At 37.1% G+C, this 17,071-nt stretch carries 7 protein-coding genes; 2 read left to right on the top strand and 5 right to left on the bottom strand.

Translation table 11 applies throughout. The features are described from left to right. Nucleotides 1-277: 277 nt before the first annotated feature. Nucleotides 278-1,135 (top strand): sensor histidine kinase, encoded by an 858-nt coding sequence (locus LC418_RS02340; protein WP_223557962.1) that lies wholly within the window; start codon nt 278-280, stop codon nt 1,133-1,135. Then, the gene (locus tag LC418_RS02335) at nt 1,125-1,859 is read left to right on the top strand and encodes a LytR/AlgR family response regulator transcription factor (protein WP_111954121.1); all 735 of its coding nucleotides are present in this window, start codon (nt 1,125-1,127) and stop codon (nt 1,857-1,859) included. Before LC418_RS02340 ends, LC418_RS02335 begins: the two co-directional genes overlap by 11 nt. Nucleotides 1,860-2,112: 253 nt before the next feature. Here the strand turns inward: LC418_RS02335 and LC418_RS02330 are convergent, their stop codons facing one another. From LC418_RS02330 to LC418_RS02310, 5 genes are all read right to left on the bottom strand, one after another. Then, nucleotides 2,113-3,015 (bottom strand): DUF6268 family outer membrane beta-barrel protein, encoded by a 903-nt coding sequence (locus LC418_RS02330; protein ID WP_223557961.1) that lies wholly within the window; start codon nt 3,013-3,015, stop codon nt 2,113-2,115. A gap of 151 nt (nt 3,016-3,166) precedes the next feature. Then, entirely contained in the window at nt 3,167-4,357 is a 1,191-nt protein-coding gene (locus LC418_RS02325; protein ID WP_223557960.1) for a multidrug effflux MFS transporter, read from the bottom strand. A 181-nt stretch (nt 4,358-4,538) separates the two neighbouring features. Then, entirely contained in the window at nt 4,539-5,357 is an 819-nt protein-coding gene (locus LC418_RS02320) for an AraC family transcriptional regulator (protein ID WP_223557959.1), read from the bottom strand. A 704-nt stretch (nt 5,358-6,061) separates the two neighbouring features. Further along, nucleotides 6,062-6,742: a hypothetical protein gene (locus LC418_RS02315; RefSeq protein ID WP_223557958.1), complete on the bottom strand. Its 681-nt coding sequence runs from the start codon at nt 6,740-6,742 to the stop codon at nt 6,062-6,064. A 34-nt stretch (nt 6,743-6,776) separates the two neighbouring features. Further along, the gene (locus LC418_RS02310) at nt 6,777-17,012 is read right to left on the bottom strand and encodes a SpvB/TcaC N-terminal domain-containing protein (protein ID WP_223557957.1); all 10,236 of its coding nucleotides are present in this window, start codon (nt 17,010-17,012) and stop codon (nt 6,777-6,779) included. Nucleotides 17,013-17,071 lie beyond the last annotated feature (59 nt).

The raw sequence follows: 17,071 nt of genomic DNA, 5'->3' as shown, positions 1-17,071 counted from the left end.
CTTAAAGTACCTTTACCTATTAGAAACTGCGCCCTGCAGTTTCTAATTTTTTATAACCTACGTTATCTTATCCATGACACAACCTTTAATTTTAAAAAAATATTTTTTTGTTGCTATTTTCTGGCTCGTTTTTGCAGCTGCAGTGTATATCAACTTTCAGGCTAGTTCTGACAAGGTTTCATCCGTACTCCAAACAATTGCTCTGGTGGTCTCTTCATTCTTTTTCACTCATTTTCTTACTACCAAACTCCTTCCAAAAGCATTGCGGTTAAAAAAAATGAAATTATTTCTGATCCAGGCTACAGGAGTCATCCTTTTATTGAGCTTCATCTATTCTCTGATCTTCACTTATATTGAAATAGGCTCAAAAAATCAGCTTCCAGCCGACTTTACCGATCATCTTCCTTTCTTATGGAAGGGTTTTTATCTGGCGCTCCCCGCTTCATTTCTCATCAATGGATCTACTTGCGGCATCAAGTTTTATCAGGAACACGGAAAAATAGAACGGGATCATATTCTTCTTCAGCAGGCTCATTTAGAAAATCAGCTCAAACTGCTGCAGGACCAGATCAACCCTCATGTGGTTTTCAATATTTTGAATCATATTCATATTCTGATGAAAACGGATACAAAACTTGCTGATTATCTGCTGCTCAAATTTTCAGATATTCTCCGTTATCAGCTCTATCACTGCAGTCAGAACCTTGTTCCTCTGGATAAGGATATTGAACACCTGCAGAATCTGGTAGAAGTTGAAAAGCTAAGATGGGGAAATGAACTGGAAGTGAATGCAGACTGGAGTACCGGAAATAACAGGTCGTTTATTGCTCCTCTTCTTCTGGTTCCATTTATCGAGAATGCATTTAAGTATGTCTGCAGACTGCCCGGTCATAAAGGTTATGTAAAGATTTCCTGTATAGAGAAGGACGGTTTTCTTTTGTTTTATGCCGAAAACTCTTGTTCGGAACCAGCAACCTATAAAAAGAAGGACGGCTCCGGCGGGATTGGACTTCAAAATGTACAAAAGCGTTTAAAATTACAGTATCCGAATGCTCACGAACTTACGATTGTGACAGCTGATAATATATACAAAGTAACTCTAACCTTACAATTATCTGACAATAATGAGCAGTAATATCCCTAAAATAAAATGTCTGATCATCGATGATGAGCCTTTGGCCAGATTTCACCTGAAAGAGCTGGCGGATCAGATTGATTTTTTATCCGTTGAAGGCACCTGTGCCACAGCACTGGAAGCCGACGCCATAGTGAAGGAAAAAGAAATTGACCTTCTTTTTCTGGATATTAATATGCCTTACTTAAGCGGTCTTGAGTTTCTGGAACAGCTTGAAAATCCTCCTTTATGCATTCTCACAACCGCCTATTCCGAATATGCCCTGGAAGGTTACCGGCTGCAGGTTGTGGATTATCTTCTGAAACCTATTGCCTTTAACCGTTTCTATCAGGCCGTGAACAAAGCACAACAGCAGTTTATTGTTTCTGAAAAGATGAAGAAGAACTCCCCTTTTGATGATCCTTTTCTGTATGTAAGACAATCTGATACCTTCATAAAAGTCTCTTGGGTAGATATCCTGTATATTGAAAGCATGCAGAACTATACGAAACTGCACTTTAAAGACAAATCTCTGGTCATTCATCAAACAATGAAAGCTGTTGAAGAGTCTCTGCCATCCGAACATTTTTTCAGGATCCACAAATCTTTCCTGATCAATATCATCCATATCGACATGATCTCAGGCGGACGTCTTTACATCAATAAAACAGAGCTTCCTATTTCCCGCACCCGAAAAGAAGAACTGCTTAATCAGGTGGTGTATAAGAAGCTTATTAGTAAGTAGATTTGGAAAGGAAGAGGGAGGCTGGATGATGGTTATTCTCGAAAATTAAATGTTCTACTTTTCTATTTAAACCTATCTCATCAAATTATATGAATAAGGATGGGAGATTGGAGCGGGAAGTTATTGAAGCCGTTAAGAACATCGCTCTTTTATTTATACACTTTGGTGAATCGTGTTTAATCAATTGACAACAAGTTAATAATCGTTGGATAGTCACTCCCATCTCCCCACCCCCATCTTCCATCTTAATCACTTAAGGCAAATTCCACCTCAGCGATACGGCTGCATAAAATGTGGTGGCAAATTTGGGATCTGCTATTTTTTTGTCTTTGAAAATACTTTTGATCTTTCTGTCGTTTTCATTGAAACTTCTCAACAGTGCTGTTCCTCCTGTAAGACGAAGGCTTAGCTTGTCATTGAGCTTCAGCTCTGGCCTGATTCCGGCCGTGATCTGTTGGTAGCCCAACAACATGGATTTTCCGTCTTTACTTCTTTCTACAGTCATTCCGCTGAGGTTGACCACAGCTTTTAAAGCAAATCTGTCCGAAAACAGGTAGCCTGCTTCCATTCCTTCCGGAAAGTTGATGTTGAATTTAATTTTACCATTTGTTTTCCAGTCGAAATAGATCCACGGTAATATCATAGGAACTCCAAAGGCAGTTGTCAATACAGGTCCTCCTCCCAAAGCCAGATTGGGATTGAAGTGTCTGATAAATAATACTCCTCCCTGTCCGAGAATATCGTCAGAACTTATCTGCTCCATATCGGTGTAAACTCCAACTGTAGCTGTCATCATCATGCTCCATTTTTTTCCTAATGGTCTTATGTGCTGGATTCCGGCCTGCGCATTCAGCATCTGATCAGGAAACAGCTGTTTTTCATAGTCTTTATGGGTCATTTTTGCGTATGACCCGCTAAGTAAAAGTGACCAGGCTTTTATCTTTCCGCTGCTGTCTTTTTTCATTGACAATGGAATGCTGAGGTTAAGATCTGCTCTTTTAAAGTTACTTTTAGAATTGGTTTTCACACTGTCTTCCGGACGTATGTAACTGGAAAAGGGTATATATTCAGTCTTAAGCTCTCCTGATATTCCGGATTGTGCACTGACCCAATATCCGAGCAGACAGCAGGCAGCTGCCAAAAGATTTCTCTTCATAATTTAAATTTTATGCAAAGAGATACTTTTAGAAGGCGGTTACAAAAATTACTTGATTAAGTGCTCAAATAGTATGACCAAACGGAAAAACTGTATGATAATATACAAATAGTACTTCACTCAACATGAGTTCAAACCTACTAGAATTTCATTATACTGAGGTTTTTTTATTCTTAAATGAGCGGTAAGCAAACCAAACCGCAATGAATGCAATGCCTGTACGCAAAATAACCATTGGCATAATGGAATCTGCTTCTAAAAGTCCAGCCAGTCCTGAAAGTAAAAAAGTAACCATCAGCTGCATAAAACCCATTACAGCAGCAGCTGTCCCTCGCCCTTCTTTAAAAGGAGACAAAGCATGAGCAGAAGTGATGGGAAAAAGAATTCCTATAGCCAGCAATGAAAGGTATAACATCATAATTTCCAGTGCTACTGAAAGATTTCCGGCAGCGATGAGGATATGCAGGCTGCATACGATCAACAGCATAAGGGTAGCTGCTAGTAAAAGCTTTGTATCGCTTATTCTCTTTATTAATTTAGGTGTAATATATGCAGCGGTTATTAAGGCTAATGAATTAAAACCAAATATCAGGCTGAAGATTCCACTGGAAAATCCGTGAAGTTTCATAAATAAAAACGGTGCATTGGAAATATAAATGATCAGGGAAGCGAAGGCAATACTTCCAATCATCGTGCTGTTGATGAATTCTTTATTGGAAATAATTGTTTTTAAATGGTTCTTTAATCCTTTTTCGGCTTCGGGAAGATCAGAAAGAGATGTTCTTGAATTGGTCTCAGGAACGTATTTATAAACCATAAAAAAGGTAATTAGCCCCATTATTCCTAAAAAAGCAAACGAACTGTTCCATCCCCAAAATTTAAGAAATACACTTCCCAGAAGCGGTGCAACAATAGGAGCAATTCCGCTGATCTGAGACTGCTGCGAAAATATGGCTACAGATTTCTGCCTGTCATAAAGGTCGATGACGATTGCTCTCCCGATCACAATTCCAGCACTTCCACCGAATGCCTGCAGAAAACGCATCGCCCATAATATATAAATGTTTTCTGTAAAAAATATGGCTGTAGCACCTGCAATAAAAAGGAAAAGTCCACAGTACAGCATGGGTTTACGTCCTGTCCTGTCAGACAAAGGTCCCCAAAGTAATTGTCCGAAAGCAAATCCTGCAAAAAACACAGAAATTGAGATCTGGATATGTCCGATATCAGTTTGAAAAATCTGGGCCATGCTTGGAAAAGCAGGCAGATAAAGATCTATACTCAGTGATTCCAGGGTGTTGAGCAGTGCCAGAATAAACACTACGATACTTAAGTTTCTCATAAAGGGGTTCAATCATTCAACGATCTACACAGATCGTTTTTTCTCCTGGCAAAATTCCGGTAAAAAACATAGCTTTTCAATACAGTAACTGAAGGAAGACCAGCACAAACTGAGGATTACATTTTGTAATTTTTATGAAAACTTATTATTTTAAAATGAATTTAAAAGAACTTTCTGAAGATTAAGCTTTTCCTTCTTTAAATCCCTCCGGATTCCGGCCGGTATGTTTTTTGAAAAAACGTGAGAAATAAGACGCGTTGCTGAATCCCAGTTTAAAAGCAATTTCTTTAACGGTTAAAGCACCAAAGCTAAGTTCCCTTTTAGCTTCCAAAACAAGTCTCTGAGCAATCATTTTTTTCACAGTCGTTCCTCTGGACAAACGAACAATATCGTTGAGATGATGGGTGCTGATTTTTATCTGATCAGAATAGAAACGGGTATCTTTTTCAGCTGTATAATGTTCTTCAATCAGGCTTACCAGCTGATGGATACGCTGCCTGTCATTAATTGAAGGATCCTGCAAGCTGATCTGTTCTGTTATAATGATACAGAATGCTCTCAGGTAGGTTTTTAATAAATCTATCCTTGCTGTCCCTTTATATTCTTTTTCTATAAGCGAAATAACCGTACTACAGGTTGCCTCATTTTCTTCATCCAATAAAAATGGAATTGTTCCTCCAGTCAAGATAGATTCAATATCGCACGCTTCTCTGAATATTTCTCTGCTAACGGCAAGTACATATCCTTTTTCCCCTTTTAACTTCATATTGAATACCTGTCCGGGTGCAATGATACAGATCTGGTTATTTTTGAGGCTATAACTTTCAAAATCCAATTCCAGACTGCTGTTTTCTCTTACTTCTCGAAACCATATGATCTCAAAGAAATTATGCCGGTGGATATCATTAAAATTCTCCGGATGGCCTGTGTCCAGAGTCATTAGCTGAAACTGTTCTGTGGTGAGGTGATGGGTGGGGATGTTTTTTTCTGATGGAGGCATTTTTGTTTTTGAATGATAAATGTAGAAAATATTTACTTACAAAAAAGAAGAGAACACAGACGGTTTCACAATATTTTATCTTTATAGAAAAAGCTTGCACAGAGTGTTTAAACGCATAAATTAAGCAAAAATGTTTTTGGTAAATCCTGATATTATATTTGCGATATGAACGATGCTATATTGTTTTTAGGGATGCTTCTCCTGGTTATTTTAGCGATGATAAGTTTTGTCATTGTTTCTAAAAATACCGGAAAGTAAAAAAGTGACTGCGTGAACAATAGTAGCGCAATCACTTTCAGTAATTTTAATTATGGATAGTCCGCTCTGACCAGCGGACTATTTTCTTTCACAAAGGTATATTTTTTTTCTTATTGATTTATTTTCCGGTTCCGGTGGTTTTTATCTCGGTATTGTCGCTGTTGTTGTAAATGTTAAAATGTGGGTAAAACAGCGATGGCAAAAGCATTGACCTTATCCACATTTTAATATTATTGTTGCTAATCCTCCTTATTTTTCAATTGAAGCTATTCAGGGCGTAACCACATCTTTTCAGTCATTGATGCTTTTATTGCAAAAAGGAAAATTCAAAGTATTTTATAAATGAAAAAACCACCGCTTTTGCGGTGGTTTTTTCATTGTTCTATTTATCGTTACTCAAAGTCGGGAGACTTTGCGCAGCGGGGAAAAAAGAAAAGATCCGGAAATTAGGAAGTTGACACTAACATAGAATCTTCTATTTCCCAATAATTATCATTATTCAATCTTAGTTCAAATACAGCATTTCTATGGAAATAATTTTTTATACGATGGTCAACAAAAACTAATGCTCTTCTTTTAGAAGGATCAAATACAATCTCTGAAAAATATACTACTCCTATCTCACATTCATTTGTATGTTTATCATACTCTGCCAGATCTAGGACTTTTGCGGTACACAAATTAAATTGATTTGCTTTTATAGAACTTCGTATGCTTAAATTTTTAATATCTGGATTATTAGAAAAGTCTTTAAAAGAATCCTTCGTTCTTTTTATGCGTCTTAAATAAACTTCGGTATTATGTGTCCCGAAATATGTATTTTTATTTTTAGTAGAATCTATATACAAATTGCAAAATTTTTCAGGATGATTAAAAAGTTCGTTGTGCGCTTTTGTCTTCTCTTCGATATATAAATCATCATCATGAACTCTTAAACTATCAAAATATCTTTTTTCACCTAAATAATCTTCTCTAAAAAAATAAGGTATCAACTGATCTGTTAAATCATTATATAGTTTTACATTAGTATCGGTTGATTGACTTACACATTTTTTCATTTCCTCCTTACAATTCGTAATTAATAAAGAGGATAATAAAATCATAACTATTTTAGTTTTAAAATTCATACTATTTGGAAATTTTAGATTAATAACATCCTCTTTAACGATTTCCTGTTCGCAAATTATCTTTTGGTTTTTTATAAATATCTAAAATAGATGGCTTTTTTTCTGATTTCAAGTCCCTGATTTCACGTTGTTGCCTAAAATCTTTTGCAGCATTATTCCTCCTAAATCCATCAAACTTTTCACTAATTATATCACGATCAGAAGCAGAAAATTGAAGATCTGTTCCAAAATAAATAATTTCCCAATTATCTCCTATATCACCCTTAACACCTTTTGATTTAAGACTCTTCTTAAAAAGTGGGTCCTTTTCCTTGGAAACATGGTCAATTGCATAGTCTGCCCAATGACCACCTTCATGAATTATAATTTCTGCTAAATTATCAATATACTTTTTATTTCCTTTATTTTTTGAAACCGTGTTTACTACGCCAGAATCTATTTTAATAACATTGGGATCATCTGGATCAAAATTCCCCAAATCAAGTAAACTTTCATTCATTATAACAGTGGGCCCATCTCCATCTTTGAGCATTGTCTGTATCATTTTATCATCTACACCAAATTTCTCTTTGAACGCTCCTCGAAATCCTGAATCTCGAAACACCGCTTTTATAGTTTTTATTGCCTCTTTATATAATCTTTTTTGCTCTCTCGTAGCATTTGCTGGTAATCTAAAATTTCCATCAGGATCAATGTAATTAATAGGGTGGTTTCCACAATAAATATAAGGCTCCATTGTTTGTTCCGCCAACGGATCCACATTCAACCATAGAGAAATTCTAGGATTATAATACCTCGCTCCATAATAATAGTACCCAGTTTCAGCATCAAGTTCCTTGCCATTAAATTTATATGGGCTATAGTTACTGTTTCTGTGGTTTTCCACAAAGGTTTCGCCACTTGGGAAGTATTCTATATTCTGGGTTACTTCTCCGTCTGCACCTGTAATAAAGCTGCTGGAACCTAAATGATCCGGATGGAACCAATAGATTTCTTTTTCTTTATCTCCAACATAATCATTAACACAAGCTCCATTGTATCCTGCATTCTGTCCGTAATTAGGTGGTGGCGTGATATTATTCTGCTGCATTACCGCAAGAGTAGCCTGAGTAGCTGCCTGCAGAATGGTATTTGATGTATTGACCGGATTAATCGGCGGGGTACTTCCTGAAAACGGAATGATCAGCCAGTTACAATCAAAAACTCCAATATTATCGCTTGTTCCATTCTTAGTTACTATTCTTTGGCTTCCTGCATAATAATGTTTTGTATAACGAGGAAGTGATACACCTCCAAGACTATCAAAATAAAGGTTCATCGTCAACAGTCCATTCGGGTAAATAGTTGCTGAATGGTATGTCATAAGTGTCTGTGGCCATGTATTTGTCTGTTCTGCTCTTGTTCTGAAAAGCATTCCTGAATACATCACATCTTTAATAATTCTTTCTCCTCCCGCATCATAAGTGTAGATCGCTGCCCCGTCAACTTCAGGAGTAGAAGGATTGGTATCTACAAAACGAAGGCGATTTTCTTCATCCCACTGATATACCGCTTTTGCTTCAATATAAGTACATGTTTCCTGTTCAATAGTCGTAGGATTTCCTTTAGCATCATATTTATAATGTTGGAACTTCACTCCCGGATCATCCGGATTGCAACATGTAGACGATGGTACCAAATTAGGTTCATCTACAATGGTTGTAGGGGCGTGTGGATGTGAAGAATTTTCATACTTATAGTTTAGTCTGTAAGAGGTTGGCTCCATTGCCGTCCAGTTATTGTTGCTTGCACCTGTCGTCCATTCATGCTTCTGGGTTTTGCTCATGATATTGTGCATATTATCATAAGACATGGCAACGGTATATCGGTGACGTTCTTCCTGAGCCTGCGTATTAATACCTCTCCAGTTTCCTGAAGCCGAAGTCAGACGGTACAAGTCATCATAACCGAATGCATAATTGGTTCCTCCTCCTAAAAGACCATTTACGACAGGGGCATTGTTATGAACTTGCATTACGTTAGATACCACATCATACTGGTATACGTTCTGCATGAAGAACCTGTTGGTATTGGTATTTTGAGCATACATTTTCAGCAGTCTTCTACGGTTTGTCTCGTATTCATACGTTGTTTCCGTACCGTTTCCATTTTTCAGGTATACTCTCTGTTCAAATTTATCATATCCAAGACTATTGATCATCGGATAGGAATTACCGTCTTTTACAGAGGCAACATTATTTAAGTTACCCGCTCTGTTGTATTTGTACGTTAATTTTTCTCCATCCGGATACGTAATGGTTTTCACACGGTTCCAGGTATCATACTGCCATTCTGTTCCGAACCAGTAAACCTGTGCTCCAGGTACTGCAACTGAACGTCTTTGATAAGTAAGTTCACCCAGCCTTCCGTATTTCAGATACTGCGTTCCTGTCGCATCTGTCTGATACCATAATCTTCCTACTGCATTATTGTCCATTGCTGAAGCATCCAATGCATTTCCGTAGTAATATTTTACGTTGTTTTCCGGATATAAAGGATATTTAACTTCTTTCAGCCTTGAATAATCATATTGATATTCTACCGTTTCATTGGCTGCATTGGTTTTGGAAGTCATGTTATTTGCCGGATCATACTTGTAAGTGGTCACTCCACTATCAGGGTGAGTGTAAGAAACCCTTCTTCCCAAATCATCATAAACGGATGTTGTAATATTACCATTTACATCTTTTACCTGAAGAATTTCGCCGATAGCATCATGGGTAAACTGAGTTTTGATATCCCCGGTGTTTGAAACTTCATGAACCGAAGTTGTTCTTCCTTTGATGTCAGTATATGTTTTCTTAATGCTTCCCAATTCATCCTTGAAAATCGTTTCAAACATATTTCTTCCCTGAACGTCTGTTCCAAAACTGTAAGTAACGGTTGAGAATAAGTTTTCTCCAGGGAGTTTAGTATACACAACCCTATCTAATACATCATACTGATTAATCGTAGGTTCTATATTATCTACTGATGCATTATACTGAGTGTTTCCTGCTCCAATACTTTCTGTTGTCGGATAGTATGTTTTTAAAGATCTTCCGAATGCATCTTCTTCTACTTTACCAGCCACAATATATTTTAATCCTTCATTGTGAATGTCTCCTGTTTTCTTCACCTGAACCGCCCCTCCAAAACCATCTGCAATGGTAATGGTATTAATGGTGCTGTCTGTATATTCCGGATCATAATGTTTTGTTGTCGCAAAAGACTGTGCATTTGTTGCATTAAGCGGAGCATCCGTAATCGGATTGTATTCAAATTTTATAGTCCATGGAATATTGTTAAATAATTCGTAAGGCCCTGTAATTTCAGTAGTTCTTGCTTTGGCATCATATACATATTTCATTGGCTGAAGGTTCATGTCCTCAGTATAAGTAGGCACTCCGAAACGGAAATCATACTGGGTTTTGCTGCTGTATCCGAAAGCATCCTGAACTTTTACCGGGTAGGTTTTTACATTATCATCATAAGTATATTGCTGGAAGAATCTTTGGTTCTGCACATTTGCAGGTCCTGTGGATTTAGTTATATTTCCATAAACATCGTACTCAAAATCATAAACGGAGTAATTCACACCCTGATTAAGAACCGTCATCTTAGAAAGATTACCATTAGCGTTATATTCTGCTTTTTTCTCTCTGGTAAAGCTGTTACCTATAATTGGAGTATTTTTTACAGAAATTGGCCTAATTACATATCCTGATGGATCAACATTGGAATATTGTACTAAAGTATATATTCCATCAGTAGAAACTCCTATCTGTTGGTCTCCAGTATCAATTATATTAGTGGCATCACCCCATTGGTCATAACCTACAATAGTTGTTGAGGTCGATTTCCCTGGAGCCGCTTGTCCTTCATAAAAATTAGATATTGAAATGTCTGCTGAAACAAAGTAAGCATAATTATTTGCTGTTTTTTCATCCTCTTTTTCTAAAGGAAGCTCATCAGAATTAACATTCTTAATATATCTAAGGCTATATTGATTATTTTTCTCCGTCCATAATTTATTATTAGAATCAACAAGTCTTTCAATAAACAAAGTTCCTTTTAAATAGTAATTTGTATTATTAAAGGCTTGAATGGTTTTTCTATAAACTACATTTGAAGCAGCTCCTCCTTGTTTTGTGTCAATTTGGTTGATAGTTACACTCCCAAATCCATAAAAAGTTCTCTCTCTTCGGCTGTGATAAGGTTCTTCATAATTTACCGTAACTTTTGATACATCCGGACTGTAAGCATTATCCCCGGTAAATCCGTCATTAGTAATTACGCTTTTTAATACGTATTTACTTTGAGGCATATTATAGGTGTTTCCTACTCTTTCATAATCAACTTCCCAGGAACCGCCCATTGGTGTGGTTACTTTTTTAAGAAGGTTGGTCGTACCAATTTGGTTTAGTTGTACAGTAATATTATCTGTATCATCAGATTTTACAAAATCAGGATAGCCATCTCCATTCATATCTCTGAATGTAGCATGGGATCTTGAGGTTGAATTTCCTTTCGAAACGCCTAAAGTCACGTTCAGCTTCAGCCCGCTTACTCCTGCAACAATAGGAATAGGAATTAAAATAGTTCCTGCTGCATTTCCTCCAACACTGATAGATATATCTTTATGAATATCATTTACATTTTGAAAGCTTAAGTTAAGTGGCGTGCTGGACATTCTATCCCCTAAATTAAGATATACTGTCGCAGTATTTCCTGAATATAAAACCTTATCTGCTAATCCGTCACCATTAATGTCAACCAGTTCTTTCGTTGTTGTTCCTGTATTAGAACTGAAGTTAAGTCCAAATTCAAAGCTTCCTCTGAATAAACTGATTCCTCCTCCCAGTCCAAATCCATTTCCTACACCTTCTGGTTTGATATCTGACCCCCAGGAATCATTTCCTGCAAATCCGTTTCCGATATTCAGTTCAAAATTATTTGTATTAAATTTATCCGGAAGACCGTCTCCATTAATATCTAGAAATGTCTGCTTTGAATGCTCACTAGATGTTTCTCCATTTGCGCTGACAGATAATTTTGTTGCGGCAACTTTACTTTTAACTGAACTTTCTATTAATGAATTATTAAACGCTCTGCTTTTTGATTTTTCTCCAGTCGTCTGTATAAAGGCCATTCTTGTAGATTCACCATGTACAAATGAATAACTTGATGAAAGACCTGTGGAGCTGGCTTTTGAAATAGACTGGCTTCCCACGTTTAAAGAATTTCCTGATAAAAACCCTACAGGATGTGTAATTTTCACATTGGTTTTATTGAAATCATCCGGAAATCCGTCTCCATTATAATCTAAAACATTTCGTACAGATTTATTTTCAGAGAAAATAGTTTGGGATACGTTCACTCCGGCAAAGCCCGCACTTGCTCCCGCACCAACACTTATACTTTGATTTTTAAGCTGAATATTCGGTGCATTCAGCTCAGACCCGACAGCCTGGCTTAATGAATTGTTATTAAAATTAGAATCTATATTATGTACTCCTAAACGGGAAGCATTGATTGTATTTTGAGAAATATATATGCTTGGATCTACATCTATTAATCTTCCCTTATCAGTATTATTAACATTTGAATTGATGGTCAGGAAATAGTTCTTTGATAATGCTCCATCATTATCTACAATCGTAACATTTCCGTTAGGATCAACTGTAGGGTTGTTAATTGTAGGGTTTGTACCCGGATCTGTACCATAGGCATTGCTTAGTTTCAGGCGGGTTTCATCAACTTTCATTTCCGCAACAGTTCCTCCATTAGCAAAGTTATTGTTAATGTCATAGGCTTCTACAACTGTATTCTTGCTTAGATTATTCCCATTCAGGATAAATCCACCCCACCCGCGATACAGTATACCAAATCTGCTGTCATATTCATTTGAGTTTAACGCAGATGTTGGTGTTTGCGGTCCCAGAACCGGTTTATGCGGCGGTGAATTTGTAAAACTGGTTATGGTAGTTTCACTGCCCGGATTTTCAATATATAATTTTGTAAATGCTGAAGGCGCTCCACCAGGAGAAAATGTCAGCGTATAGGTATAGGTTCCCGGATTCAGCATGGTTTCCGAGTATACAGGCATTCCCGATTGCCCGGATAAAGTTCCGTTAGGGAAAAATGTATTTATACCAAGGGTTGCTGATGTTCCTGCAACATAATTTCCTAATTCAAACTTCAGCATTGTAGCCTGACTGATTACAATTGTTCCTGTCTGCTGCACTGTATTTGAACCGGACAACTGTACTGATAAGTTATTCGGATTGTCTATATAATTGAGACCATTATTTATCAGAGTGCCGCTAATGCTGGTTATATTATTGATAAAGTCTCTATCGTCACTACTTACTGTTGTTTCCAGGTATATATTCTCATTTAAATCCTGAGAAACTATAGTATATGGTGTTCCAAAAACCGGAGTTACATTACCATTAACAACATTATAAACTGTCTTGGTTAATAATTTATTTTTAATTTTTGCAGAGATAACAACCTTTCCGCTTTTCCCGTTAAAATTAGGAAGGGATGATGCTTTTACAGAAATCTTTTTCCCTATATCTCCTGATTGGGTTGCATAGGTTACAAAATTTCCTCTGTCATTATACATACTGTACTCTACCTGCAAATAGGTCTTTTCACCAGTTGAAGTTTCGGTAAATTCAGGAATTAATTTAAAGTTTGACCAATCGATCTGGGTATCAGTATATACTTTTACAGATACTTTATCATTAGGATTTAAATTCACCTGTGAACCAATGACACTATTGTTATAAGTAGAGCCAGAGGCAATAGTCATTGGGAACTGAGGATAATCCACATCATTGATTGTCAGAAATATTTTAGCATCATCTGACAGTGGGATTGCTTTGTTTAAATATAAATTTAATGTCCCGGCATTTCCTACCATGAAAGAGCTGGTACCGGAATTTACAAAATCTTCCTGTGATTTGTAGGTTGACAAGTCTCTGTTATCACTATCAACAGCTGGAATATTTGGGGTTGAATAGGCGATCTCAGGATTCCATGTGACCTGATCCATTGTCCCGTCATATTTAGAAGAAACTCTGAAATATAATTTTTCTCCTTTTCCAATATTTATCACCTGGTCCCCAAAAGAATGCAAACTATAATCCCCTGCATTGATATTATTAACTAGCGGATCATTATTCTTATACTGAAAAGAGACTGCAACCCCATCTGCTTTACTACAGTCTTCTTCCGGATTACATGATATCTGATTCAGTTTGAAAGCATTTTTAACTGTAATAGTTCCGGATTTTGGAGCAACCCACACGCGAACAACGTCATGCAGTGGATTTTGTTCCAGCATCATCTTTTTCTCTGCTTTATCCTGATCATCAAACAATGAGACAGAAGGCTGCACACCGGTCGCTGTAACATTAATAGGATATGGCGTCAATCCACTATTAGGATCAAATGAAGGAACATTTCCTACAAGACTGTTGAAGTATACTTTCCCATTTTTAACAAAATCTACTAACCCATCATTATTGAAATCCATAAAATAGGATGAGGTGGTATTTGTACTATTGGAATAGTCGAATCCAAGACTTCCGCCACCAAAATTGGCATCTATACCTACTCCCCAGGATGAATTTTTGGACTTTCCTATATCCTGTAAATTTCCAACATTCACCACAGGTCCAAATGCCTGAACCCCGTTTGTTGCCGTTGATAAATTTTTAGAGTAAGAAATAACTCCGTTATTCTGATATACTCTGTCCGCCAGGTTATCTCCATCTATATCTATTAGAGTAATCTGATTTTCTGAGGACGAATTGGTAATAGATCCATGAGCTCCTACCGTTCCTTTTCTGAAACTAAATAAGCTGGTATCACTTGTGGGAGGAGAGGATAAATTATATGCCCCAACACTAATTCCAAAGTTTGTTCCTGTAGATTTTCCCTGACTCCCGGAAAGCATCGTATACCCCTGGAATAATTGCCCTGATGAAAGCAAGCCGGGAAAATTGGCATGATCCGGGGCTCCCCAGTTTATGGGTGCACCAAACATATTGGCCGCATCAGGAGCTTCATTATATTCTATCTTGTTAGTATAGAAAACAGCGCCTGCCGCATCTTTCTCCGTTATGCTTTTTAACAGGGATTTTCTGAATGTTTTATCATCATTTTTGTATTCAAACTCATAGCTTCTTACATTTTCATCGTCATATTTAACTTCTACTTTGGTTAATCTCTTTGATTCTATCTGAAGAAATCCTAGTCGCCCATTAATCTGGACATCCTCTCTTCCGGAAGTTGTTGTAAATAAAACTTTATACTTTTTTGCCGGGTTTTGCGAGGTATGTAATGTATAATCTATTTCAGAAATGTGTAATTCCTGACCTCCAGTTCCCGGATTTCCCGAATATGTCGATTTATCATAAGTGTATAACACATAGTTCCCATTCGTATCAATTGTTTTATATAAAGCCCAATGCCCTATATTTCCATTGATATCTCTTAATACGGCATTATCTTTTACTCCCGTTTCATCTCCTCCAAAATAAGATTTGGTTCCGTCTTTTGATGTTACCACCCAAACATATCTATCGGAAGTAGCACCTTCTCTTATGATTTTATTATAAGATCCTTCAATTCTAGGGTAAAACTGTCTGTTCGGTTGCCTTGGCTTATTAAACCCTTCATTTCTGTTTGGTATGGCAAAAACGCCCGGGCTCACTTCAAAGGTAAGCTGCTCGCCTCCTAATGAATAAATTTCAGTTTCAATTCCATCATCAACTGTATCTCCATCAAAATCTCCATATGTTGGTACTCCCCATCTTGTATCAATCGTTACAGCAGGGATAGACATATCCCAACCGAGTCCCATCCAGCTATTTCCTCCTTCACTGCTGTAGCTTACCCCTAAAGACGGCTGCATTCCTGCTCTACCGGCAGGAAGTTTGATTGGAAAGCTTGTTGTAACACTTCCCATACTATTAGGAGATGGCGGGGCAATACTTACAATTCCTTCAGAAGGATTGGCCGCTTTGATATCTTTGATAGAGTTCGGGGCATAGCTTCCTGTTTCCGGAGATTCAGGAACTTTTAAAACCCCGTTTACCATATCGGTAAAGTGAGTGGTCTTTGACACTAAAATATTCTGCTGTACATTGACACTGTCTTTGTCTAAAGCAATCCACTTTTTCTCTGTTGTGTCAAAATAAAAGGTTTTGATATCCTGTTCCGTATATCCGGTAGGTATTTTCTTTTTGTCGTATCCCAAAGATACTTTTGCCGGAGCCGAGAAATGATTTCCATGAGGAAGGAACCTATATCCTGCATTGTCTGAGGTCACATTGACCATTTCCGGAGTTAGTGCAGGCATATCTATATCTCTAAGCGCAGTAATTGAGAAAACTTCTGCACTTTTAAGAGCTCCTTGCGGAATGTTTAATTCAGCTGAGCTCAGGCTAAGCTTTTCGGCATTGCCTATACTTCCAACAAATTTTGAAACAGACTGGGCATTATATTTTGCTTCAATTGCAGTTTCAAGGTTCTGTTTCTTATTGGAAATTCCGATCCTAAGGTTTCTTACTTTATAACTGTAATCTGACAGGTGAGGTAATGTAAAAATTACCGTGTTTTTTCCCTTTCTGACAGACTGGTTTGCAATAGGCTCTGATTGATGTGTCCAATCAGAATTTTTCCCGACATTCTTGCCTCCCACTGCCAGATCATCATTGATGACTTTACTGACCTGTTTATAACTGTCGACGCCATACAGATCATATTCTAAGGTATACTGATAAGCAGGATTGATTTCTTCATCTACAGAAATCGTAAAGACATTATCATAGATCTGATCAATCGGATGTTCTGCATTCGTTCCTATTATCCCTTCTCTGATATCAGAAATATAGTACCTTTTTTCATTGGATGCAGATACAGATGCCTTACTGCTGATCGTTTTGGTAACAGGAACAGGCATTCTATTGGTTGAATTCTTATTCTTTCCATCAAAACTACTTTCCGGAATATTATCGGATACTTTAGAATCTTCAGTAACATTATCACCGGAAATTTCTTTATTCGTATTGTTTCTTAATGCATCATCAATTTTCATTATGGGCACCACGCTTTCCTGCTTACTCAGATAATATGAATTAGCATGGGCATGAACCTGGGACCAGCAAGTGAAAAATATAATTGAATTAAGAAGTTTCGTATTCGTTCTTAAGACGCTTAATAAAGATCTTTTCATTCTTTTATATGTATTTTTTTTCCAGGGCTTTCCTTTTTTATCGGGATTGCCCTGGACAT

Origin of the sequence: Chryseobacterium lathyri (assembly GCF_019970085.1) — a bacterium.
Classification (GTDB): Bacteria; Bacteroidota; Bacteroidia; order Flavobacteriales; family Weeksellaceae; genus Chryseobacterium; species Chryseobacterium lathyri.
The sequence above is the reverse complement of the archived record's forward strand: the minus strand, read 5'-3'. Positions and strand labels throughout refer to the sequence as shown.

What these genes read in the sequence shown, in the direction of transcription:
- LC418_RS02330 (WP_223557961.1), bottom strand. Translation starts at nt 3,015, where the DNA reads ATGAAGAGAAATCTTTTGGCAGCTGCCTGCTGTCTGCTCGGATATTGG.
- LC418_RS02340 (WP_223557962.1), top strand. Translation starts at nt 278, where the DNA reads ATGAAATTATTTCTGATCCAGGCTACAGGAGTCATCCTTTTATTGAGC.
- LC418_RS02310 (WP_223557957.1), bottom strand. Translation starts at nt 17,012, where the DNA reads ATGAAAAGATCTTTATTAAGCGTCTTAAGAACGAATACGAAACTTCTT.
- LC418_RS02335 (WP_111954121.1), top strand. Translation starts at nt 1,125, where the DNA reads ATGAGCAGTAATATCCCTAAAATAAAATGTCTGATCATCGATGATGAG.
- LC418_RS02320 (WP_223557959.1), bottom strand. Translation starts at nt 5,357, where the DNA reads ATGCCTCCATCAGAAAAAAACATCCCCACCCATCACCTCACCACAGAA.
- LC418_RS02315 (WP_223557958.1), bottom strand. Translation starts at nt 6,742, where the DNA reads ATGAATTTTAAAACTAAAATAGTTATGATTTTATTATCCTCTTTATTA.
- LC418_RS02325 (WP_223557960.1), bottom strand. Translation starts at nt 4,357, where the DNA reads ATGAGAAACTTAAGTATCGTAGTGTTTATTCTGGCACTGCTCAACACC.